Source organism: Streptomyces sp. NBC_00250 (genome assembly GCF_036192275.1).
Classification (GTDB): Bacteria; Actinomycetota; Actinomycetes; order Streptomycetales; family Streptomycetaceae; genus Streptomyces.
Genome location: NZ_CP108088.1, coordinates 6532239 through 6553347, shown reverse-complemented (window position 1 = coordinate 6553347; position 21109 = coordinate 6532239). Strand labels below are relative to the sequence as shown.

At 72.0% G+C, this 21109-nt stretch carries 19 protein-coding genes; 13 read left to right on the top strand and 6 right to left on the bottom strand.

Annotation, left to right across the window (positions count from 1 at the left end; translation table 11 throughout):
• The first annotated feature begins 94 nt into the window (after positions 1–94).
• Positions 95–2800: a pyruvate dehydrogenase (acetyl-transferring), homodimeric type gene (gene aceE / locus OG259_RS29680; RefSeq protein WP_328945038.1), complete on the top strand. Its 2706-nt coding sequence runs from the start codon at positions 95–97 to the stop codon at positions 2798–2800.
• Between the two features lie 114 nt (positions 2801–2914).
• Here the strand turns inward: aceE and OG259_RS41805 are convergent, their stop codons facing one another.
• The gene (locus tag OG259_RS41805; RefSeq protein ID WP_443052042.1) at positions 2915–4318 is read right to left on the bottom strand and encodes a protein kinase domain-containing protein; all 1404 of its coding nucleotides are present in this window, start codon (positions 4316–4318) and stop codon (positions 2915–2917) included.
• 71 nt (positions 4319–4389) lie between these two features.
• Between OG259_RS41805 and OG259_RS29665 the strand changes: the two genes are divergently transcribed.
• On the top strand, positions 4390–5349 hold the full coding sequence (locus tag OG259_RS29665; protein ID WP_328945037.1) for a helix-turn-helix transcriptional regulator: 960 nt from the start codon (positions 4390–4392) through the stop codon (positions 5347–5349).
• A gap of 3 nt (positions 5350–5352) precedes the next feature.
• On the opposite strand, the gene OG259_RS29660 is transcribed toward OG259_RS29665, so the two are convergent.
• Positions 5353–6291, bottom strand: coding sequence for an SDR family oxidoreductase (locus OG259_RS29660; RefSeq protein WP_328945036.1), 939 nt, complete (start codon positions 6289–6291; stop codon positions 5353–5355).
• A gap of 99 nt (positions 6292–6390) precedes the next feature.
• Between OG259_RS29660 and OG259_RS29655 the strand changes: the two genes are divergently transcribed.
• Positions 6391–6912 (top strand): DUF4240 domain-containing protein, encoded by a 522-nt coding sequence (locus OG259_RS29655; RefSeq protein ID WP_328947217.1) that lies wholly within the window; start codon positions 6391–6393, stop codon positions 6910–6912.
• A 112-nt stretch (positions 6913–7024) separates the two neighbouring features.
• Here OG259_RS29655 and OG259_RS29650 read toward each other — a convergent pair whose 3' ends face one another.
• Positions 7025–7819: an SDR family NAD(P)-dependent oxidoreductase gene (locus tag OG259_RS29650; RefSeq protein WP_328945035.1), complete on the bottom strand. Its 795-nt coding sequence runs from the start codon at positions 7817–7819 to the stop codon at positions 7025–7027.
• Positions 7820–7962: 143 nt separating this feature from the next.
• Here OG259_RS29650 and OG259_RS29645 point away from each other — a divergent pair, with 143 nt between their 5' ends.
• Complete coding sequence (locus OG259_RS29645; RefSeq protein WP_328945034.1) at positions 7963–8658, top strand: TetR/AcrR family transcriptional regulator; 696 nt, start codon at positions 7963–7965, stop codon at positions 8656–8658.
• Here the strand turns inward: OG259_RS29645 and OG259_RS29640 are convergent.
• A complete protein-coding gene (locus tag OG259_RS29640) occupies positions 8641–9144 on the bottom strand; it encodes a GNAT family N-acetyltransferase (RefSeq protein WP_328945033.1) in 504 nt (167 codons plus the stop codon). The two genes, OG259_RS29645 and OG259_RS29640, sit on opposite strands and share 18 nt — an antisense overlap.
• Positions 9145–9182: 38 nt before the next feature.
• Here OG259_RS29640 and OG259_RS29635 point away from each other — a divergent pair, with 38 nt between their 5' ends.
• Positions 9183–10103, top strand: coding sequence for a TIGR01777 family oxidoreductase (locus tag OG259_RS29635; RefSeq protein ID WP_328945032.1), 921 nt, complete (start codon positions 9183–9185; stop codon positions 10101–10103).
• Positions 10104–10313: 210 nt separating this feature from the next.
• On the top strand, positions 10314–11693 hold the full coding sequence (locus tag OG259_RS29630) for an NAD(P)/FAD-dependent oxidoreductase (protein ID WP_328945031.1): 1380 nt from the start codon (positions 10314–10316) through the stop codon (positions 11691–11693).
• 89 nt (positions 11694–11782) lie between these two features.
• Here the strand turns inward: OG259_RS29630 and OG259_RS29625 are convergent, their stop codons facing one another.
• On the bottom strand, positions 11783–13339 hold the full coding sequence (locus tag OG259_RS29625; protein ID WP_328945030.1) for a regulator: 1557 nt from the start codon (positions 13337–13339) through the stop codon (positions 11783–11785).
• Between the two features lie 335 nt (positions 13340–13674).
• Between OG259_RS29625 and lipB the strand changes: the two genes are divergently transcribed.
• The 4 genes from lipB to OG259_RS29605 all read left to right on the top strand — a co-directional run bounded on the left by lipB (position 13675) and on the right by OG259_RS29605 (position 16766).
• On the top strand, positions 13675–14484 hold the full coding sequence (gene lipB, locus OG259_RS29620; protein WP_328945029.1) for a lipoyl(octanoyl) transferase LipB: 810 nt from the start codon (positions 13675–13677) through the stop codon (positions 14482–14484).
• 114 nt (positions 14485–14598) lie between these two features.
• Entirely contained in the window at positions 14599–15582 is a 984-nt protein-coding gene (lipA, locus tag OG259_RS29615) for a lipoyl synthase (RefSeq protein WP_328945028.1), read from the top strand.
• 253 nt (positions 15583–15835) lie between these two features.
• On the top strand, positions 15836–16051 hold the full coding sequence (locus OG259_RS29610) for an SCO2195 family GlnR-regulated protein (RefSeq protein ID WP_148004411.1): 216 nt from the start codon (positions 15836–15838) through the stop codon (positions 16049–16051).
• Positions 16052–16061: 10 nt separating this feature from the next.
• The gene (locus OG259_RS29605; RefSeq protein WP_328945027.1) at positions 16062–16766 is read left to right on the top strand and encodes a DUF4191 domain-containing protein; all 705 of its coding nucleotides are present in this window, start codon (positions 16062–16064) and stop codon (positions 16764–16766) included.
• 84 nt (positions 16767–16850) lie between these two features.
• On the opposite strand, the gene OG259_RS29600 is transcribed toward OG259_RS29605, so the two are convergent.
• A complete protein-coding gene (locus OG259_RS29600; protein ID WP_319308852.1) occupies positions 16851–17318 on the bottom strand; it encodes an RDD family protein in 468 nt (155 codons plus the stop codon).
• 222 nt (positions 17319–17540) lie between these two features.
• Between OG259_RS29600 and glnA the strand changes: the two genes are divergently transcribed.
• The 3 genes from glnA (at position 17541) to OG259_RS29585 (ending at position 21108) form a co-directional block, all read left to right on the top strand.
• A complete protein-coding gene (glnA, locus tag OG259_RS29595; protein WP_328945026.1) occupies positions 17541–18965 on the top strand; it encodes a type I glutamate--ammonia ligase in 1425 nt (474 codons plus the stop codon).
• A 236-nt stretch (positions 18966–19201) separates the two neighbouring features.
• Positions 19202–19927, top strand: a complete 726-nt coding sequence (locus OG259_RS29590) for a tRNA-dependent cyclodipeptide synthase (protein ID WP_328945025.1) — start codon at positions 19202–19204, stop codon at positions 19925–19927.
• A complete protein-coding gene (locus OG259_RS29585) occupies positions 19924–21108 on the top strand; it encodes a cytochrome P450 (protein ID WP_328945024.1) in 1185 nt (394 codons plus the stop codon). Before OG259_RS29590 ends, OG259_RS29585 begins: the two co-directional genes overlap by 4 nt.
• Position 21109: the final 1 nt, after the last annotated feature.

Here is a 21109-nt window from a genome sequence, read left to right as displayed (position 1 = left end):
TACAGTCTTCGGCGGGCCGCTACCCGGCCCTTCGCCCTGTCCTGCCAGACAAGGCACCCCTTCTCCACCCCCATCTGTCCGGAAGGCGGCGATCATGACCGATCCCGTAGGCAAGATTCCGAGTGAGCTCGACCAGCTCCCGGACCGTGACACCGAGGAGACCGCCGAGTGGGCGGCCTCCCTGGACGCCGTCACCAAGGCCGCCGGGCCCCACCGGGCCGCCTACCTGATGCGCCGCACGCTCCAGCACGCCGAGGGCGCGGGCCTGGCCCTGCCCAAGCTGCTGGAGACGGACTACGTCAACACCATCCCGACCTCCGCCGAGCCGACGGGCGCCGCCTTCGACGGCGACGAGGCCATGGAGCGCCGGATCACCGCCTGGAACCGCTGGAACGCGGCCGCGATGGTCACCCGCGGCTCGAAGTACGGCGTCGGCGGTCACATCGCCACGTTCGCGTCGGCCGCCTGGCTGTACGAGACCGGCTTCAACCACTTCTTCAAGGGCAAGGAAGCCGACGGTTCCGGCGACCAGCTCTACATCCAGGGTCACGCCGCCCCCGGCATCTACGCCCGCGCGTTCCTGGACGGCCGCCTGAACGAGGCGCAGCTCGACAACTTCCGGCAGGAGTCCGGTGGCAACGGTCTGCCCTCCTACCCGCACCCGCGCCGCCTCCCCTGGCTGTGGGAGTTCCCGACCGTCTCCATGGGTCTGGGCCCGCTCTCCGCGATCTACCAGGCGCGCTTCAACCGCTACCTGACCAACCGCGCCATCAAGGACGTCTCCGCCTCGCACGTGTGGGCGTTCCTCGGTGACGGCGAGATGGACGAGCCCGAGTCGACCGCGGCCCTCGCCCTGGCCGCCCGCGAGGGTCTGGACAACCTGACCTTCGTCATCAACTGCAACCTGCAGCGCCTCGACGGCCCGGTCCGCGCCAACTTCAAGATCGTGCAGGAGCTGGAGGCGCAGTTCCGCGGCGCCGGCTGGAACGTCGTGAAGTCGCTGTGGGGCAACGCCTGGGACGAGCTGTTCGCGCTCGACACCACCGGCGCCCTCGTCCGCCGCCTCCGCGAGGTGCCGGACGCGCAGGTCCAGACGTACCAGACCCGCGACGCCGCCTACATCCGCCAGGACTTCTTCGGCAAGGACCCGGCGCTCGTCGCGATGGCGCAGCTGCTGAGCGACGACAAGATCCTGGAGTGCTTCCACCTCTCCCGCGGTGGCCACGAGCCGCGCAAGGTGTACGCCGCGTACAAGGCCGCCGTGGAGTTCAAGGGCGCGCCGACGGTCATCCTCGCGCAGACCGTCAAGGGCTTCACCCTCGGTGAGGGCTTCGCGTCGAAGAACGCGAACCACCAGATGAAGAAGCTCTCGAACGACGAGTTCAAGAACATGCGTGACCTTCTTGAGCTGCCCATCTCGGACGCGCAGTTCGCCGACGGCCAGGTGCCTTACGGCCACCCCGGCGCCGACTCCCCCGAGGTCCGCTACCTCCAGGAGCGCCGCGCGGCCCTCGGCGGCCCGGCCCCGGCCCGCCGTACCCACGCGATCGCCCCGCTGCCGGCCCCGGCCGAGAAGGCCTTCACCGCCTTCGACAAGGGCTCCGGCACGCAGTCGATGGCGACCACGATGGCGTTCGTCCGTCTGATCAAGGACCTGATCCGCGACAAGGAGACCGGCAAGCGCTGGGTCCCGATCGTCCCGGACGAGGCCCGTACCTTCGGTATGGAGTCGCTGTTCCCGTCGCTCGGCATCTACTCGCCGAAGGGCCAGACGTACGAGCCGGTCGACCGCGACCAGCTGATGTACTACAAGGAGGCCGTCAACGGCCAGATCCTCAACGAGGGGATCACCGAGGCCGGTTCGATGGCCGACTTCATCGCCGCGTCCACCGCGTACTCCACGCACGGCGAAGCGATGATCCCGTTCTACATCTTCTACTCGATGTTCGGCTGGCAGCGCACCGCCGACCAGATGTGGCAGCTCGGCGACCAGCTCGGCCGCGGCTTCCTCGTCGGCGCCACCGCGGGCCGTACGACCCTGACCGGTGAGGGCCTCCAGCACGCCGACGGCCACTCGCCGGTGATCGCGGCCACCAACCCGGCCGCCCTGACGTACGACCCGGCGTTCGCCTACGAGGTCGCGACCATCGTCAAGGAGGGTCTGCGCCGGATGTACGGCGAGGCCGCCGAGGGCGAGGACCAGAACGTCTTCTACTACCTCACCGTCTACAACGAGCCGATGCCGCAGCCGGCCAAGCTGGCCGGCATCGACGAGGGCATCGTCAAGGGCCTCTACCGCTTCAACACGGCGGAGTCGGCCGGTCTCGACCTCCCCGCGAACGCCTCGCGCATCCAGCTCCTCTCCTCCGGTACGGCCATCCACTGGGCCCTGGAGGCGCAGAAGCTGCTCGCCGCCGAGTGGGGTGTGGGCGCCGACGTGTGGTCCGCGACCTCCTGGACGGAGCTGCGGCGCGACGCCCTGGAGGCCGACGCGGCGCTGCTGCGCGGCGAGGAGCAGGTGCCGTACATCCGCAAGGCGCTCGAAGGCGTCGAGTCCCCGGTCCTCGCGGTCTCCGACTACATGCGCCAGGTCCCGGACCAGATCGCGCAGTGGGTCGAGCAGGACTGGTCCTCGCTGGGCGCCGACGGCTTCGGCCTCTCGGACACCCGTGACGCGGCCCGCCGCCACTTCGGCGTCGACGCCCAGTCGATCGTCGTCGCGGCCCTCGCGCAGCTCGCCCGCCGCGGCGAGGTCCCGGCCTCGGCCGTGAAGGAGGCGCGCGAGCGCTACGGCCTGTAGTCCGGCCGCCTGATCGGTTCCGAGGGGCCGCGTCCGTACTCCGGTACGGGCGCGGCCCCTCGGGCGTTCCGGCGTCAGGCCCGGGTCAGGGGCCGTCGTGGGGGCATCCCGGGTTCAGATGTCCGGCCACTCCTCGGGAAGCGCCTGCCGGGCGTCGGCGCGCTCCTGCGCCGGTACGGCCCGGCCGGTCAGCTTGGCCAGCATCCCGCGGACCTGGATCAGCTGCGCGTTGATCGAGTCCCGGCGGGTCGTCAGAGCGGCCAGCTCGCGCTCCGAATCGGAGCGGATACGGTCGGCCTCGGCGTTCGCTTCGGCCACGATGCCCTCGCCCTGGCGCTGTGCCGTCTCCACGGTCAGCCTGGCCCGACGCTCCGCGTCCACCCGCAGCTTCTCCGCCTCCAGGCGCAGTTCCTCGGCACGCTGCTCGATCTCCCCGAGCCGCTTCGACGCCCTGGCCTGGCGCTCCTCCAGGTCACGCTCCGACTGCAGGCGCCGCTGGGCCAGGTTCTTCTCGAAGTCCGCCGCGGCCTGGGCGGCCTTGCTGCGGGTCTCCTCGAAGAGGGCGTCCGCCGCCGCGCGCTTGGCCCGCGCCTCGCGATCGGCCTCGGCGAGGACACGGGCCCGCTCGTCGTCCACGTCCCCCGCGGCGGCGAACACCACCGGCGGGGCGGGAGCGGGTGCGGTCAGCTCTCCGAGCCGGGCGAGGACCGTCGCCGCCGAGTCCGGCCGGCGGGCCGGTTCGCGGGCGAGCAGTTCCATGACGAGCGCGCTCAGCCCGGCCGGGATGCCGGGTTCGTGGTGGTGCGGCGGGACCTCCGTGCCGTGCAGCTTCTGGTTGATCAGGCCAAGCATGTTGTCGGAGGCGAAGGGCGCGCGGCCGGTGAGGGCGAAGTAGAGCACACAGCCCAGGGAGTAGAGATCGGTGCGGTGGTCGACGGACCGTTCGCCGAGCGCCTGCTCCGGCGACATGTAGAGCAGCGTGCCGATGGCGACACCGGTGCCGGTGAGCCCGCCGACCCTGAGGGTGTCCCCGAGGAACTTGGCGATGCCGAAGTCGAGGATCCTGAGGTCGCCGTCCTCCGCGAACATCACGTTGTCCGGCTTGATGTCCCGGTGGACGATCCGGCGTGAGTGGGCCGCGTCGAGGGCGGTGGCCAGCTGTCGGGCCCAGTCGACGGCGACCTGCCAGTGCGGCCGTTCCTCGTGGACGGCCCGGGTGAGGGTGCGGCCGGTCAGCCGCTCCATGACCAGGTACAGGGCCCGCTCGCCGTCGATCTCGGTCGCGCCGCAGTCGTGCGCGGTGACCGTGTGACGGCCGGGCAGGCTCGCCGCCGAGCGGATCTCGCGGCGGAACCGCAGAAAGGTCTCCTCCTCGCCCATCTCCGGCAGCGCGGTGACGAGTTTGACCGCCACGTCCCGCTGCATCCGCCGGTCGAGGGCGCTCCATACCTGGCCCATCCCGCCTCGGCCGAGCCGGGTTTCCAGCTCGTACCGCCCGTCCAGCACCGTCCCCCGCATCGTGCCCCTCCCCGGTGGTCCCCGCAGGCTCCACGCCCCCAGGGCCACAGTATGGATGGCAGGGTGGGGGCATGCGCGCCGCCCGGCTGATCAAGATGGTCCTTCTCCTCCAGTCCCGTCCTTCGATGACGGCGGCCGAACTCGCCGCCGAGCTGGAGGTGTCGGAGCGCACCATCACCCGCGATGCCCTCGCCCTCTCGGAGGCGGGGGTTCCGGTGTACGCGGACCGGGGCAGGGCCGGCGGGTACCGGCTCGTCGGCGGCTACCGCACGCGTCTTACGGGCCTGGCGCGCGGCGAGGCCGAGGCGCTGTTCCTGTCCGGACTGCCCGGCGCGCTGCGGGACATGGGTCTGGAGGACACTGCGTCGGCGGCCCGGCTGAAGGTGTCCGCGGCGCTGCTGCCGTCGCTGCGGGACGCCCCGGACTCGGTGGCGCAGCGCTTTCTGCTCGACGCGCCCGGCTGGTACCAGGAGCCGGAGACTCCGGAGCTGCTGCCGCCGATCGCGGAGGCGGTCTGGGACGACCGGATGGTCTCGGCCCGCTACCGGCGCGGTGACCGCGAGGTGGAGCGCGAGCTCGCCCCGTACGGCCTCGTCCTGAAGGCGGGCGTCTGGTACCTGTGCGCGCGGTCCGGTACGGCGTTCCGTACCTACCGGGTGGACCGCTTCACCTCCGTCGCCCTCACCGTGGAGCGCTTCGACCGGGACGAGACCTTCGGCCTGTCCGCCTTCTGGGCCGAGCGCGCGGCCGAGTTCGCCCGGTCGATCCTGCGCGCCGAGGTCGTCGTACGGCTCACGGAGGCGGGGGCCCACCGGCTGCCGTACGTCACGGACCGCGCGGCCGCCGAGGAGGCGCTGGCGGCGGCGGTCGCCGAGGACGGCGGGCTCCGGGTGGTGCTCCCGGTGGAGAGCGAGGAGGTCGCGTTCTCCCAGCTGCTCACGCTCGGCCCTGAGGCCGAGGTGCTTGCCCCGGCCTCCTTGCGCGAGCGCTTCGGTGCGGCCGCCCGCGCGATGGCCTCGCGGTACGCGTGAGGGTCACCGGTAGTCGTTCACGTCCGGGCTGCCCTGCTCGTCGGCGAGCATGAAGCCCCAGGCGTCCGGCCGTGAGCCGTCCGCGTCGGTGAAGCCGTACTCCCCCGCGAGCTGACCGCTCGACAGCGACCGGCCGTTCCAGCGGTGCCGGTCGGGATCGGCGGCGAGCGCGGCGATCGCCCTCCCCACGTACACCGGGGACTCGGCGATCGCGAAGCCGGGGATCTTCTCGACGGCGTCGCGCCAGTTCTCCTCGGTGACGCCGAACGCGGTGAGCATCTGCTCGGACCTGAGCCAGCCGGGGGTGACGGAGACCGCCGTGCCGCCGTACTCCTCCAGTTCCTTGCCGAGGCCGAAGGCCATCCGGATCGGGGCGTTCTTGGCGAGGTCGTAGAAGAGGTTCTCGCGGAAGCGGGTGCCGTTGTACTCGGACGTGCCGTCGGTGACCTCGACGACGAGCCCGCCCCGGTTCCGGATGAGCAGCGGGATGGCCGTGTGTGAGGTGATGGCGTGCGTCCGCACCCCGAGTTCGAGCATCCGGAGGCCGCCGGTGAGGTCGTTCTCCCAGGTTCTCCTGCCGAAGACGAGGAGGTGCTCGCCGCCCCACACGTCGTTGACGAGGACGTCGAGCCGCCCCTGCTCCCGGTCGATCCGGTCGACCAGCGCGCGGACCTGCTCGACGTCCAGATGGTCGGTGGGGACGGCGATGCCCTCGCCGCCGGCCGCCGTCACCAGTTCGGCGGTCTCCTCGATGGTCTCGGTGGCCCGGCCGACCTCGCTGAGCTTCTCGCGCGTGGTCCGCCCGGTGACGTACACCGTGGCTCCGGCCGCGCCGAGCTGGACGGCGATGCCCCGTCCGGCGCCCCGGGTGGCTCCGGCGACCAGGCAGATCCGTCCGCGCAGGCTCTTCGTCTGGTTCGTCTCGTTCGTCTCCGTCGTCATGCGCACCAGACTCGCAGGAAAGTACGACACCTTCTGTCCGGATTCATTTCGGGCTTTCCGGGTGCGTCGCACCCCCCGAACCACGATGCTGGTCCCGTGATGGACGAGACCGAGTTCTGGGAGATCATCGACGCCAGCCGCGAGGACGCCGAGGGCGACCCCGAGGAACAGGCCGACCTGCTCGTGGAACGGCTGACCCGGCTGGACCCCGACTCCGTGCTCGACTACGCACGCCATTTCGAGGCCCGCTACAACCGCGCGTTCCTCTGGGATCTGTGGGGCGCGGCGGCGGTGCTCTTCGACGGGGCCGGCGACGAGACCTTCGATTCGTTCCGCTGCTGGCTCATCGGCCAGGGCCGGGAGGTGTACGAGGGTGCGGTGCACGATCCCGACGCGCTCGCGGAGCTGCTCGGCGAGTTCGACGTGGAGATCGACGGGGACGGCGAGGAGATCGGTTTCGCGGCGGACGAGGCCTACGAGCAGCTGACCGGCGCGGAGACCCCGGACCTGGGCATTCCGATGCCGGGCGGGGAGCCGCTGGGAGCCCCGTTCGACCTGGAGGACGACAAGGTCCTCGCGGTCCGCTTCCCCCGGCTGTGGGAGCGCTTCGGGACGGTCTAGCGCGGGTCCCGGATCCCGCGGGGCAGGCCCACGGGATCCGATCCCGATCGGCGGCCCGCCGCCGATCGGGGGCACCTTCGCCGCTCGGAGTGCGGCGCCCGGAGTTCGGCTCTCAGAAGTGCGTGCCGCCGTCGACGCGGACCTCGGTGCCGGTGATGAACTTTCCGTCCTCACTGGCCAGCATCGCGACGACGCCGGCGACGGTCTCGGGGCCGGCGAAGCCCTGGCCGAGGGCCGGGGCGAGCTTCGCGAAGAGGGACCAGTCGGCGTCCTCGGGGATGCCGGGGCCGACGCTCTGGCGGCTGGCGCCGGTGCCGTCGGTCATGCCGGAGGAGATGGAGCCGGGCTGGACGGCGGTGAAGCGGATGCCCTGCTTGGCGTACTCGGAGGCGAGCGCGTGGGTCATGGACTGGATGCCGCCCTTGCTGGCCGCGTAGGCCGCCATGTAGGGGTGGGCGAACATCGCCGAGGTGGAGGAGAAGTTCACGACGGCGGAGCCGTCGCCCTCCAGGAGGGCGGGGATCGCCTCGCGGATCATCAGGAACGTGCCGGTGAGGTTGATCCGTATGACCTGCTCGAACGAGTCGAGGCTCGTCTCGTGGGTGTGCGAGGAGCGCAGGATGCCGGCCGCGTTGACCAGGACGTCCAGGCCGCCGAGCGCCGCTACGGCGGCGGCGACTCCGGCGCGTACGGAGGCCTCGTCGGCGACGTCCAGGACGACCGTGGTGAGGCGGTCGGCGGCGTCGCCGGCCTTGGCGACGGTGTCCTTGAGGCCGTCCTCGCTGATGTCGGCGGCGACGACCCGGCCGCCCTCGGCGAGCACGCGCAGGACGGTGGCCTGGCCGATGCCGGAGCCGCCGCCGGTGATGAGGGCGCGGCGTCCTTCGTAACGGGTCAGCTGGTTCATGGCGGCAACCTCTCGATGTCGGTCTTCCGACCGGGATCTTCCGGGGGAGGCTGCCACCGTACGCCCAAGTGGCACGTTTTGCCATAGTTGCACTCCGTGCACATCGTGCACGTCTGACAGGCCCCGGGCGTACGCTTCGTACGGTGAGCACCAAGCCCGAGGGCGCCACGCCCCCCACCCGGACGCTGACGGAGCGCCGCAAGGCCGCCACCCAGCTGGACATCGCGCGCGCCGCCGCCGAGCTCTTCACGGAGCACGGCCCCGACGGCACCACGGCCGAGGACATCGCCCTGCGGGCCGGGGTCGCCCTGCGCACCTTCTACCGGTACTTCCGCTCCAAGCAGGACGCCGTGGCCCCGCTCCTCGCGGGCGGCGGCGACCGCTGGCGCGAACTCCTCGCCGCGACGGCCACGACGGCGACGACGGCGACGACGGAACCGGGCGCGGGACTTCCCGAGGCCCTCGAGCGCTCGATCGCCGCGTCGCTGACCCCCGGGGACGCGGCCGCGGAGGAGGGGCTGCGCTGGACGCGCGGGCTGCTGCGCGCGGCTGCCGAGGACCCGGCGCTGCGGGCCGTCTGGTACCGGGTCAACCAGGAGTCGGAGGAGCGGCTGCGGGAGGTCGTCGCCGGGCTCGCGGGACCGGGCGCGGACCCGCTGGAGGTACGGCTCGCGGCGGCGGCGGCCACGGACGCCATCCGGATCGCCCTGGAGTCCTGGGCGGAGACGGATGCACCGGTACGCGGCGAGGGCGCCCCGGCGGAGCTCGCGGTCCGGTGCCTGCGGGAACTGATGGGCGGGATGCGGCTGTTGAACCCGGGTTCAGCGGGTGGCGAGTGACCGGCCCATGAGGACGTCGTCCACGTACGCCCCGGCCAGGAAGAGCTCCCCCGGCAGGACGCCCTCGACCGCGAAGCCCTCGGAGGCGTAGAGCGCGCGGGCCGGGGCGTTGTGACCGAGCACCCGGAGCGTCATCCGCACGGCGCCGTCCGCCCGCGCCTTGTCCATCGCGGCCCGCAGCAGCGTTCGGGCCACACCGAGCCCCCGCGCGGACTCGGCGACCACGAGGCCCTGGATCTGCCGGACGTGGGCGGTGGCGGCGAGCGGGGTCGGCGGCACCACCCGGATGTAGCCGACGATCACGCCCTCGCGCACGGCGAGGAGGTAGTCCCCGGGCAGATGGCGGTCGTCGAAGAAGGGCCCGTACGGCGGGACCGGGGCGGGCAGCACCGCGTGCAGGGTCGACCAGGCGGCCCGGTCGAGCTCGGCGAGGGCGGCGTCGTCCGCGGGTCCGGCGGGGCGTATCAGCGTCTCCGGCACGATCATGGCGGCCACTGTGCCACGTGCCGGCCGGGGAGGGCAGGATGGTGCCCATGCAGCGTTCCGCCACTCGCAAGCGTGTCGCCGTCACCGGCGCCTCCGGGCTCATCGGCACCGCCCTCGTCCGCTCCCTGCGCGCCGACGGCCATGACGTCGTCCGGCTCGTGCGCCGGCCCGCCAGGACCGCCGACGAGGTCGAGTGGGACCCGAAGCGGCTGTACGTCGACGCCGCCGGGCTGGTCGGCGTGGACTCGGTCGTACACCTGGCGGGCGCCGGGGTCGGCGAGCGCCGCTGGAACGAGGCGTACAAGCAGGAGATCCGGGACAGCCGGGTGCTCGGCACGACGGCGATCGCCCAGGCCCTCGCCTCGCTCGCGGAGCCGCCGGAGAGCCTGGTCTGCGGCACGGCGCTCGGCTGGTACGGGGACACCGGCAGCCGCGCGGTGGACGAGAGCGCCCCGGCGGGCACGGGCTTCCTGCCCTCGGTCTGCGTGGAGTGGGAGGCCGCCGCGGCCCCCGCCGAGGAGGCCGGCATCCGCGTCACCTACGCCCGTACGGGCCTGGTCGTGGCGCGCGAGGGCGGGGCCTGGGGGCGGCTGTTCCCGCTGTTCCGCGCCGGGCTCGGCGGGCGGATGGGCGACGGCCGTCAGTACTGGTCGTACATCTCCCTCCACGACGAGGTGGCCGCCCTGCGCCATCTCGTCGACACCCCGTCGCTCTCGGGCCCGGTGAACCTGACCGCCCCCGAGCCGGTCACCAACCGCGAGGTGACCGCGGCGATGGGCCGCGTCCTGCGCCGGCCGACCCTCTTCACGGTGCCCGCGCCCGCCCTGAAGGTGGTGCTCGGGGACTTCGCGCAGGACGTGCTGGGCAGTCAGCGGGTGCTGCCGGGACGGCTGTTGGAGACCGGTTTCGAGTTCGCGTTCCCGACGATCGACGACTCGATCAGGGCGGCGGCGCGCTGAACGGCGCACGACTCCCGCCCTTCCCGCCCCCTCCTCCGCCCCCTCCTCCCGCCCCCTCTGCGCTCCCCCGTGCCGCACGCACCCCGGTGCGCGCGGCTGGCACCCGTGGGAGCGCTGCCTAGGCTCGACATGAACGGCGAACTCGGGCATTCCGGAGGCTTGTTGGGGGCATAGGCCTCCCACCGGCCGCGCCGACCTGGGGAGGGGCACGTGCTCAACAGCGCAGACAGCGCAAGGACCGCACAGCGTACGGACGTCGACGTCGCGCAGACCGTCGACGTCGTGATCGTGGGAGCCGGGGTCGCGGGACTCGCCGCCGCCCGCCGGCTGACCGACGCCGGGCTCTCCGTCGCCGTCCTGGAGGCGGAACCCCGGCTCGGGGGCCGGATGGCGACCGAGGCCGTCGACGGCTTCCTGCTCGACCGGGTCGGGCCGCTGCTCACCGTGTCGTACGAGGAGCTGCGGGCGGTCCCGGGGCTCGACGGCCTGGTCCTGCGGCCGTTCGCCCCGGGGGTGCTCGTGCACAGCGACGGCCGGTACGCGCGGTGGGGCGCCCCGCACCCGCGCCGGGCGGCCGTGGGGCACCGGAGTGCGGGGCACCGGAGCGTGGGGGGAGCGTTCAGCGTGGCGCGCGCCCTCGCGAGCGCCCCCCGGCATCCGGCCGCCTCGCTCGACCAGGCGCGGCTCGGCGCCTCCCTCGTCCGGCTCGCGGCGACCCCGACGCAGCGGATCCTGGCCCGCCCCGAACGGACCGCGCGCGAGGCACTGACCGCCCGGCTGCCCGCCAGGACCGTGCAGGGCGTGCTGCGGCCGCTGCTCGCGGCGCTCCTCGGCGACCCGGACCTGGGCACGTCGAGCCGCCGCGCGGACCTCGCGCTGCGCGCCTTCGCCCGGGGCAGGCTGGCCACCCCCGAAGGCGGGTCGGCGGCGCTCCCGGAGCGGCTCGCGGCGGCACTTCCGCCGGGCACGGTCCATACCGGAGTCCGGGTCACGGAGGCGTCGATCTCGCGGGTCACGACGGCGGAGCACGGGGTGTTCCGCTGCCGGTCGGTCGTCCTCGCGACGGGGGCGCGGACGGCGGCCGAGCTGCTGCCCGGTCTGCGTCGGCCTGCCTTCCACTCCGTGACGGTGCTCCACCACACGGCGCCGGTGGCGCCGACGGCGGACCCGACGCTGCTCCTGGAGTCCGACCCGGGCGGGCCGGTGGCCCACACCGCGGTGATGAGCGCGGTCGACCCGGGGCGGGCGCCTGAGGGCCGGACCCTGATCACCTCGACGGTGCACGGAACACCACCGGACGACACGGAACGGCGGGTCCGCAAGCACCTCGCCACGCTGTACGGCACGTCGACCGACGAGTGGGAGCTGCTCGGAATGCGCCACACGCCGGACGCGGTCCCGGCGATGGCCCCACCGCACGACGCACACCGCTCGGTCCGGCTGCTGTCGGGCCTGTACGTCTGCGGGGACCACCGGGCCACGAGCACCCTCCAGGGCGCCCTGGCCTCGGGCCACCGCGCGGCCCACGAACTCCTGACGGACCTGGGCATCCGCCTCCCGTCGCAACCTCTGGCGGAGGAGGCGGCGTAACCCGTCGCGGGCCCGCGTCCCACCGGGGGCGTGCCCGCACGGCGGGAGCGGGGTGGGGCGCGGCCCTGCACGGGACCGGGGCCGGGGGGTCACCCGATGGCGGCCACCCGGTCCCGGTACGTGCGGGCCGCCGCCGCGTCGCGGTACGGCTCCAGGCGGCGTTCGAAGTCGCGTACGTACTCCACCGCGCGCGCCGAGCGCATCTCCGATGCCTGCTGCGCGGCCTCCGCGCCGAGCGCGCACGCCTGGTCCAGTTCACCGAGCGCCAGGCGCGACGTCGCCAGGACCACCCGGCAGAAGAGGCGGCTGCGGGCGAAGCCGGGGGCGCGGAGCTGGAGGGCGCGTTCGGCGTGCTGGGCGGCGGGGCGGTACTGCTGGAGGTCGCGGTGGCAGTGTCCGAGCTCGTCGGCGAGCTGGGCCTCGTCGAACATCCGGGCCCAGTACGGCACCTCGTCGCCGGGCCGGGCCGCTTCGAGGGCCCGCTCGGCCCGTACGAGCGAGGCACTGCACGCACGTGCCTCACTGAGGACCGCGTGCCCGCGCGCCTCGACCGCGTGCAGCATCGCCTGGACGACGGGCGGGGCGGCCGGCCCGACGCCCTGCTGGGCGACCCGGGCGAGCTGCACGGCCTCCCGTCCGTGGCCGAGGTAGACGGCCTGGCAGCTCATGGTGAGGAGCACGTACGAGCCGTAGGCCCGGTCCCCGGCGGCCTGGGCGAGGCGCAGCGCCTGGACGAAGTAGCGCTGGGCGAGGCCGTGGGCGGCGATGTCGTACGAGGTCCAGCCGGCCAGCCGGGTCAGGTCGGCGGCCGCGGCGAAGAGGCGGCGGCCGACGGACTCCCCGTACGTCCCGCGCAGCATCGGCTCGGCCTCGTGCTCCAGGTAGCGGACGAGCGCCTGGCGGGCGTGGCCGCCGCCGTAGGCGTGGTCGAGGGTGCGGAACAGTTCGCCGACGGAGCGCAGGGCGGCGATGTCGCCGCTGGAGACCCGCTGGCCGGGCCCCCGGTCCGTACCGCGCTGCCGGGGCACGGAGAAGCGCCCCTGGGGCGGCACCCGGGGGTCGTGGGTGAGGCGTGGGTCGTGGGCGATGCGCGGGTCGTGCGGGAGCCGGGGCTCGGCGGTGACACCGGAGGAGGCGGACGAGGCGGCGGAGGGGGGCGCGGAAGGGGAGCGGAGGCCGGGCGGCTGGTCCCCGCGCGCCACCCGGTCGTCGGCGCGGCCGATCAGCCAGTCGCGGCTGGGGACGACCAGCCCCGCCGGGGTGAAGGCGATCTTGCGGAGTTCGGCGTGGCTGCCGGAGTCCTTGCGCCAGAGCCCGCTGACGATGTCGACGGCCTCTTCGGGGGTCGCGGCGAACTCCAGGCCCGCGTAGACGGGGGCGCAGGCGTCGAGGCCGAGGTCCTGGGCGGAGAGCCGGCGCCCGAGGCGACGGGTGAAGACCTCGGCGATGAGCGCGGGGGTGGTGCCGCGCGGCTGCTGGCCGCGGAGCCAGCGGGTCACCGAGGTCTTGTCGTACCGCAGGTCGAGACCGTGTTCCAGACCGAGCTGGTCCACCCGTCTCGCCAGGCCCGCATGGGAGAACCCCGCTTCGGCGATGAGCGCGGCGAGCTGGCGGTTCGGGATGCGCTGCGGTGGTCGTTCCGTCATCAGCTGTGCGGTCTCCTGCCTTCCGGGTCCGGACGGCAGCCCCGTCGGACCCTCATGGAACGGCGTGAATTTAGCGGTCCTCACGGCCCGTACCGCCACCTTCGCCCCACATTCATCCGATCGTGTGAGGATTGACGGCATCGCTGACGTAGGTGTCCCCAGCCACCTGCCGGAGGACGGACCGCCCACCTGCCGGACGCGGCCCCCGTCCACCTGCCGGAGGGCCGTCCCCGGCACCGCCGTACAGTGGCATGGGCGCGAATGACGCATGGTGCCGCACCGGCCCGGGATGATCCCCGGAGTCCGGACCCCGGCACCCAGGAGGAGGCATGGCCGTGAGTGAGCTGCGATTCGTCCGCCTTGGTTTCGGCGCGGAAGCCGTCGACTACCAGGTGGCCTGGGACAAGCAGCGCGAAGTGCACGCCGCGCGGTTCGCCGACGAGATCGACGACACCTGTCTGCTCCTCGAGCACCCGCCGGTCTACACGGCCGGACGGCGCACGGCGGAGAACGAGCGCCCGCTCGACGGAACGCCCGTGGTGGACGTCGACCGCGGCGGCAAGATCACCTGGCACGGACCCGGCCAGCTGGTCGGCTACCCGATCATGAAGCTGCCCCGCCCGGTGGACGTCGTCGCGCACGTCCGCCGCCTGGAGGAGGCGCTGATCCTCACCGCCGCCGAGTTCGGCCTGGAGACGACCCGCGTCGAGGGCCGCAGCGGGGTCTGGGTGCTCGGCGACCCGGTGGAGAAGCGGCCGGCGCTCGGCGGACTCTCCCTCGACTTCGACCCGCGGCTGACGGACGAGGAGTTCGACCCCCGTCTGAACGGCCCGGAGTACGCCCCGTCCAACGCAGGCCAGCGCCGCGAGGACCGGAAGCTGGCGGCGATCGGCATCCGGGTCGCCAAGGGCGTCACGATGCACGGCTTCTCGCTCAACGTGAACCCGGACAACGCGTGGTTCGACCGGATCATCCCGTGCGGCATCCGCGACGCGGGCGTCACCTCGTTCGCCAACGAGCTGGGTCGGGACGTCCCGGTCGAGGAGGTGCTCCCGGTCGTGGAGAAGCACCTGCGGGCGGTCCTGGAGCAGGCGGAGCTGAAGCCGCGCGAGATCGAGCGTCCGGTGGAAACGACCTCGGTCTGAGGAGTGCCCGCAGGAATGCGGGGCGCTGGCCAGAGGTTGGCCAGACGTAGTAAGGCATGGGAAGCAACGGCGTACCCTGGTGTGCGCCGAAGAATCGAAGCTACAGGAGCCGATGTGTCCGCAGTCGCACCCGACGGACGCAAGATGCTGCGCCTGGAGGTCCGGAACGCCCAGACCCCCATCGAGCGCAAGCCCGAGTGGATCAAGACGCGGGCGAAGATGGGGCCCGAGTACACGAAGATGCAGAGCCTCGTGAAGAGCGAGGGCCTGCACACGGTCTGCCAGGAGGCGGGCTGTCCCAACATCTTCGAGTGCTGGGAGGACCGCGAGGCGACCTTCCTCATCGGCGGTGACCAGTGCACCCGGCGCTGCGATTTCTGCCAGATCGACACGGGCAAGCCCGAGGCGCTGGACCGTGACGAGCCGCGCCGCGTGGGTGAGTCCGTCGTCACGATGGACCTGAACTACGCCACCATCACCGGCGTCGCGCGCGACGACCTGGAGGACGGCGGCGCCTGGCTGTACGCGGAGACCGTGCGCCAGATCCACCAGCAGACGGCGGAGCGCGCCGAGGGCCGCACCAAGGTCGAGCTGCTCGCGCCCGACTTCAACGCGGTGCCGGAGCTCCTGGCGGAGGTCTTCGCCTCCCGCCCCGAGGTCTTCGCGCACAACGTGGAGACGGTGCCGCGGATCTTCAAGCGGATCCGTCCGGGCTTCCGTTACGAGCGCTCGCTGGACGTCATCACGAAGGCGCGAGACTACGGTCTGGTCACGAAGTCGAACCTGATCCTCGGCATGGGCGAGACCCGTGAAGAGGTCAGCGAGGCGCTTCGGCAGCTGCACGACGCCGGTTGCGAGCTGATCACGATCACGCAGTACCTGCGCCCCTCCGTCCGGCACCACCCCGTGGAGCGCTGGGTGAAGCCGCAGGAGTTCGTGGAGCTGAAGGAGGAGGCCGACGAGATCGGTTTCTCCGGCGTGATGTCGGGCCCGCTGGTCCGCTCCTCGTACCGCGCGGGGCGTCTGTTCCAGCAGGCGATGGACAAGCGGAGCGGAGCCGGAGCGCAGGCGGTCGACAACGCCACTCAGGCTGTGTGAATCGGAGCACAAGTGATTACCGGCCGGTAATGGCCGGATCGGACGCGGCTCGTACGCCCCCGCAGCTCAGCGGGGATGTACGGGCCGCGTCTGCGTTCCCGCACTCCTCCGCATGGCCGCATCAACGTTTCATCAGTGTTTGACCACCGGGTCACGCGCTGGTAACACCAGTCTGTGAGCCTGGTTTCACTCACCGCCACCACCGCTCGCTTCCCCCCACCTCGTCTCACCCGCAATCGAGGGAGGACCCGACATGCCGGCCGCATCGACGCACGTCCGCGTCACCGCGATCCCGTCCGTCACCGACGCCCTGAAGGCCGTGGAGTCACTGCTCCTCGGCGCCGGGCAGCGCACCGCCCGGCGCAACGCCTGGAACTCCGTACTGGAGGACCGCCGCCGCGCCAAGGACCGGGTCGAGGCCCAGCACGTGATGGAGGTCGCGTCGGGCCGGACTTCCCGGGCCACGTAAACTTCAGGACATGGCGAGGAAGGCAAACACGGGCAGCGCTGACGCTGCGAACCAGGGGCGGCTCAAGCAGATCGCCCTCACGTACAAGATGACCCGAAAGGCTGACCCCAAGGTCGGACTTGTCGTCGCAGGCGTGGGCATCGTCGTACTCGGTGTCCTCCTCGCGATCGGCTTCCTGATCGGTCACCCGGTCTACCTGGGCATCCTGGGCTTCGTCCTGGGGCTCCTGGCGGCGGCCATCGTGTTCGGGCGGCGCGCCGAGCGCGCGGCCTTCGGGCAGATGGAAGGCCAGCCGGGCGCTGCCGCGGCGGTCCTGCAGAACGTCGGGCGCGGCTGGACGACGACCCCCGCGGTCGCGATGAACCGCAGCCAGGACGTCGTGCACCGGGCGGTCGGCCGGGCCGGCATCGTGCTGGTGGCGGAGGGCAACCCGAACCGGGTGAAGCCTCTGCTCGCGGCCGAGAAGAAGCGGATGAACCGCGTCGTGGTGGACGTGCCGGTGACCGACATCATCGTCGGCGACGGCGAGGGCCAGGTGCCGCTCAAGAAGGTCCGCACGACCATGCTCAAGCTGCCTCGGGTGCTCACCGGCCCGCAGGTGACGGCGGCCAACGACCGACTGCGGGCGATGGGCGACCTGATGAGCAACATGCCGCTGCCGAAGGGTCCGATGCCCAAGGGCATGCGGATGCCGCGGGGCGGAAAGATGCGCTGACGCGCCCGACCTGAACACCGAGCGACACGAGAGGGGCCCCGGACCGTGAGAACGGTCCGGGGCCCTCTCTCGCTTGCCGACGGGTCAGATGCGGACCTGGACGGCGCCGGAGAGGCGGTCGTGGAGGCCGCGGCCGTCGCGGTCCCAGATGAGGGCCGGGATGGCCAGGCAGACGAGCAGGGAGCGGAGCGCCACGCGCGGGAGGCCGAGGCGGCCGCCGTTCACGGAGACGACCCCGAGCCCGAAGAGGCGCTTGCCGGGCGTCGAGCCGACGGTGCCGACGGTCAGCACGCTCAGGACGAGCAGGATGACGAGGGCCCAGTTGCCGGTCGCCTGGTTGTAGCCGTCGGTGATCAGGCCGTATGCGATCAGCGTGCAGAGGGCCCAGTCGACGGCGAGGGCGCCGAGGCGCCGCCCGGGGCGGGCGATCGAACCGGGGCCCTCCTCGGGCAGCCCCAGCTGCTGACCGCGGTAACCGAAGTCGACGCCTGCGTCCTCGGCCGCCGCGCGGGGGCCGGAGAGCCAAGATCCGAGTGCTTGCCTGTTGTCCACGCGACCACGGTACTGCGCCCGTTTTTGATCACTTCCGCCCGGGTCGGCGAAGGGTGTCGGCAGGCGGAGTGACACCCACCCCGGTTAACTTCGACGAAACAATTGGGTCATGCTTGAGAAATCCCGTCTGCCTATGGTCGGGTCCAGCGTGTGCCACCGCACTGGCTGCACGAACCAGCTGCAAACCCCGCCCCTCCCCGGGCCGGGAGTAGGAGGAGTGGGATGTCCGAGACGCACGGGTTCCAGAACGCCGACGAGGTCAAGAAGTACATCAAGGACAACGACGTCAAGATGGTCGACGTCCGTTTCTGCGACCTTCCGGGCGTGATGCAGCACTTCACGATCCCGGCGACGGCGTTCGACCCGTCGGAGGAGCTCGCCTTCGACGGCTCGTCGATCCGCGGCTTCCAGGCGATCCACGAGTCCGACATGGCGCTCCGCGCCGACCTGTCGACGGCCCGCGTGGACCCCTTCCGCCGCGACAAGACGCTGAACATCAACTTCTTCATCCACGACCCGATCACGGGCGAGCAGTACAGCCGTGACCCGCGGAACATCGCGAAGAAGGCCGAGGCGTACCTCGCCTCCACCGGCATCGCCGACACCGCGTACTTCGGCCCCGAGGCCGAGTTCTACGTCTTCGACTCGGTGCGCTTCGAGACCTCGGCGAACCAGGGCTTCTACCACATCGACTCCGAGGCCGGCGCCTGGAACACCGGTGCGGAGGAGAACAACCGCGGCTACAAGGTCCGCTACAAGGGTGGCTACTTCCCGGCCCCGCCGGTCGACCACTTCGCCGACCTGCGCTCGGAGATCTCCCTGGAGCTGGAGAACGTCGGCCTGCAGGTCGAGCGCCAGCACCACGAGGTCGGCACCGCCGGCCAGGCCGAGATCAACTACAAGTTCAACACGCTGCTCGCCGCGGCCGACGACCTGATGCTCTTCAAGTACATCGTGAAGAACGTCGCCTGGCGCAACGGCAAGACCGCGACCTTCATGCCGAAGCCGATCTTCGGCGACAACGGCTCGGGCATGCACGTCCACCAGTCGCTGTGGGCGAACGGCGACCCGCTGTTCTACGACGAGACGGGCTACGCGGGCCTCTCGGACATGGCCCGCTACTACATCGGCGGCATCCTCAAGCACGCCCCGTCGCTGCTCGCCTTCACCAACCCGACGGTGAACTCGTACCACCGTCTGGTGCCGGGCTTCGAGGCCCCGGTGAACATGGTGTACTCGCAGCGCAACCGGTCCGCCGCCATGCGCATCCCGATCACGGGCTCGAACCCGAAGGCCAAGCGCGTCGAGTTCCGCGCGCCGGACCCGTCCTCGAACCCGTACCTCGCCTTCTCGGCGCTGCTCCTCGCGGGCCTCGACGGCATCAAGAACAAGATCGAGCCGGCGGAGCCGATCGACAAGGACCTCTACGAGCTCGCTCCCGAGGAGCACGCGAACGTCCAGCAGGTCCCGACCAACCTGGAGGCCGTCCTCCACGCCCTCGAGGACGACAACGAGTACCTCCAGGCCGGCGGCGTCTTCACGTCCGACCTGATCGAGACCTGGATCGACTACAAGCGCACCAACGAGATCGCCCCGATCCAGCTGCGCCCGCACCCGCACGAGTTCGAGCTCTACTTCGACCTCTAGGCCGTACCGCGCGAGCGATGTTCTCCCGAGGCCCGTCGTCCCCTTCGAGGGGGCGGCGGGTCTCGCCGTTTCCGGCCAAGATCACAGAAGTGCGAACAGGTGACGAACTCTCGTACGTACCTACGAGTAGGGGGTTCACGCTCCGCGACTGATCGATAGCGTGTGGTCGTCGCCGCCGCCACACCCGGAGCACAGGGCTCCGCTGGGACTAGCTGGCGCGACTGAGGACTGCCGACGTGACTCAGGCGGCTTTCGCCCCTGCAGAGACGCTCCGACTCCAGCCGTACACCGATCACTGCCGCGTCATCGCCGACGAGGGCGCGCACGTGGTCATCGGCGTCTCCCCGGGAAACAGTTATTTCACCGCCCAGCGGCTGCGCGAGCTGACGCGCTGGGGCTTGGACCACTTCGAACAGGTCGATCTCGTCTACACCGACCTCCATGTCTCCGACATGTACGAGGCGCTGGGGTACGGGGCCGACGAGGCGCGACGGAAGGCCGTCAAGAACCTGCGGGGGGTGCGGGCGAAGGTCGGGACGGCCGTGGCCGAGGCCGATCCCACGGGGGTACGGGTACGTGCCCGCGGGATGTCGGAGTTCGCCGACGTCCCGGCCTACCGCGAGCTGCACGGCACGGTGCTCGACGCGGTGGCGGCGGACCCGGTGGTGCGCGAGACCTGTGACGCGCTGACCGGGATCTTCCTGGCCGGGAAACTGGCGCCGGGGCAGCGGACCGACGAGCGGCAGCGGGAGGTGTGCCGGGCGTACATCTGCGCCGAGGTGCCGCTGTTCCTGGACACCCCCGCGATCCTCGGGGTCCCGTCCTCGCTCAACTGCTACCACCAGGCACTGCCGCTGGCCGATCTGCTGTACGGCCGCGGGTCCGGGCTCCGGGCCTCGCGCAATCAGGGCCACGGCATCCTCACACCCACCGGAACCACTGTCCAAGGAGCCGCGCGATGAGCGTCGCCGTCGAGACCCTGCCGGCCTTCCCCTTCGACTGGGACGGGACCCGGCTGCCCGCCGAGATCGAAGCGCTGCGCGCCGCGCCGGTCCGGAAGGTCCGCACGATCGCCGGGGCCGAGGCCTGGCTGGTCTCCTCGTACGAGCTGTGCCGACACGTCCTGGAGGACGAGAGGTTCAGCCTCAAGGACACCTCCGCGCCGGGAGCGCCGCGGCAGTACGCGCTGACGATCCCGCCGCACGTGGTGAACAACATGGGCAACATCACCGGGGCCGGGCTGCGCAAGGCCGTCATGAAGGCGATCAACCCGAAGGCGCCCGGCCTGGAGGATTGGCTGCGGGCGCGGGCCGGGGCCCTGGTGGACGCGCTGATCGCCGAGGGGGCGCCCGGGGAACTGCGGGGCGCCTACGCCGATCCGTACTCGACGGGGCTGCACTGCCGGATGCTGGGCATCCCGGAGGAGGACGGGCCGCGGCTGCTGCGCAGTCTGGACGTGGCCTTCATGAACGCCCCGCACGAGATCGAGGCGGCCCGGCTCCACTGGGACCGGGACATCGCCTACATGACCGAGCGCCTCGACGATCCGGCGACGGGTGGGCTGATCGCGGAGCTCGCGGCGCTGCGCGAGGATCCCGACTACGCGCATCTGACGGACGAGATGCTGGCGACGGTGGGCGTGACGCTGTTCGGCGCCGGGGTGATCTCCACCGCCGGGTTCCTGACGATGGCGCTCGTGTCGGTGCTGACCCGGCCGGACGTGCGGGAGGCGCTGACCGCCCACGGCGCCGCCGGGGCGATGGACGAACTGCTGCGGGTGAATCTGTCGATCGGCGACGGACTGCCGCGGCTGGCCATGGAGGACGTGCGGCTCGGCGAGGTCGACGTGCGGGCCGGTGAACTGGTCCTGGTGCTGGTGGAGGCCGCGAACCACGATCCGCATCACTTCCCGGACCCGCTCGCCTTCCGGCCGGACCGGGAGAACGCCGCCGATCACCTCTCCTTCGGCGGCGGGCGGCACTACTGCCCGGCGACGGCGCTCGGCAAGCGGCACGCCGAGATCGCCCTGGAGACCCTCCTCGACCGGCTGCCGGAGGTGCGGCTCGCCGTACCGGTCGAACAGCTGGTGTGGCGCACCAACTTCATGAAGCGGCTCCCCGAGCGGCTGCCGGTGGCCTGGTAGC

Bases quoted from the DNA above. Each gene is read 5' to 3' on its own strand.
- OG259_RS29640 (WP_328945033.1), bottom strand. From the start codon at position 9,144: ATGATCGTGCCGGAGACGCTGATACGCCCCGCCGGACCCGCGGACGAC.
- aceE (WP_328945038.1), top strand. From the start codon at position 95: ATGACCGATCCCGTAGGCAAGATTCCGAGTGAGCTCGACCAGCTCCCG.
- OG259_RS29625 (WP_328945030.1), bottom strand. From the start codon at position 13,339: ATGACGGAACGACCACCGCAGCGCATCCCGAACCGCCAGCTCGCCGCG.
- OG259_RS41805 (WP_443052042.1), bottom strand. From the start codon at position 4,318: ATGCGGGGGACGGTGCTGGACGGGCGGTACGAGCTGGAAACCCGGCTC.
- OG259_RS29660 (WP_328945036.1), bottom strand. From the start codon at position 6,291: ATGACGACGGAGACGAACGAGACGAACCAGACGAAGAGCCTGCGCGGA.
- OG259_RS29650 (WP_328945035.1), bottom strand. From the start codon at position 7,819: ATGAACCAGCTGACCCGTTACGAAGGACGCCGCGCCCTCATCACCGGC.
- OG259_RS29605 (WP_328945027.1), top strand. From the start codon at position 16,062: ATGGCGAGGAAGGCAAACACGGGCAGCGCTGACGCTGCGAACCAGGGG.
- OG259_RS29665 (WP_328945037.1), top strand. From the start codon at position 4,390: ATGCGCGCCGCCCGGCTGATCAAGATGGTCCTTCTCCTCCAGTCCCGT.
- OG259_RS29635 (WP_328945032.1), top strand. From the start codon at position 9,183: ATGGTGCCCATGCAGCGTTCCGCCACTCGCAAGCGTGTCGCCGTCACC.
- OG259_RS29585 (WP_328945024.1), top strand. From the start codon at position 19,924: ATGAGCGTCGCCGTCGAGACCCTGCCGGCCTTCCCCTTCGACTGGGAC.
- OG259_RS29610 (WP_148004411.1), top strand. From the start codon at position 15,836: ATGCCGGCCGCATCGACGCACGTCCGCGTCACCGCGATCCCGTCCGTC.
- OG259_RS29655 (WP_328947217.1), top strand. From the start codon at position 6,391: ATGGACGAGACCGAGTTCTGGGAGATCATCGACGCCAGCCGCGAGGAC.
- glnA (WP_328945026.1), top strand. From the start codon at position 17,541: ATGTCCGAGACGCACGGGTTCCAGAACGCCGACGAGGTCAAGAAGTAC.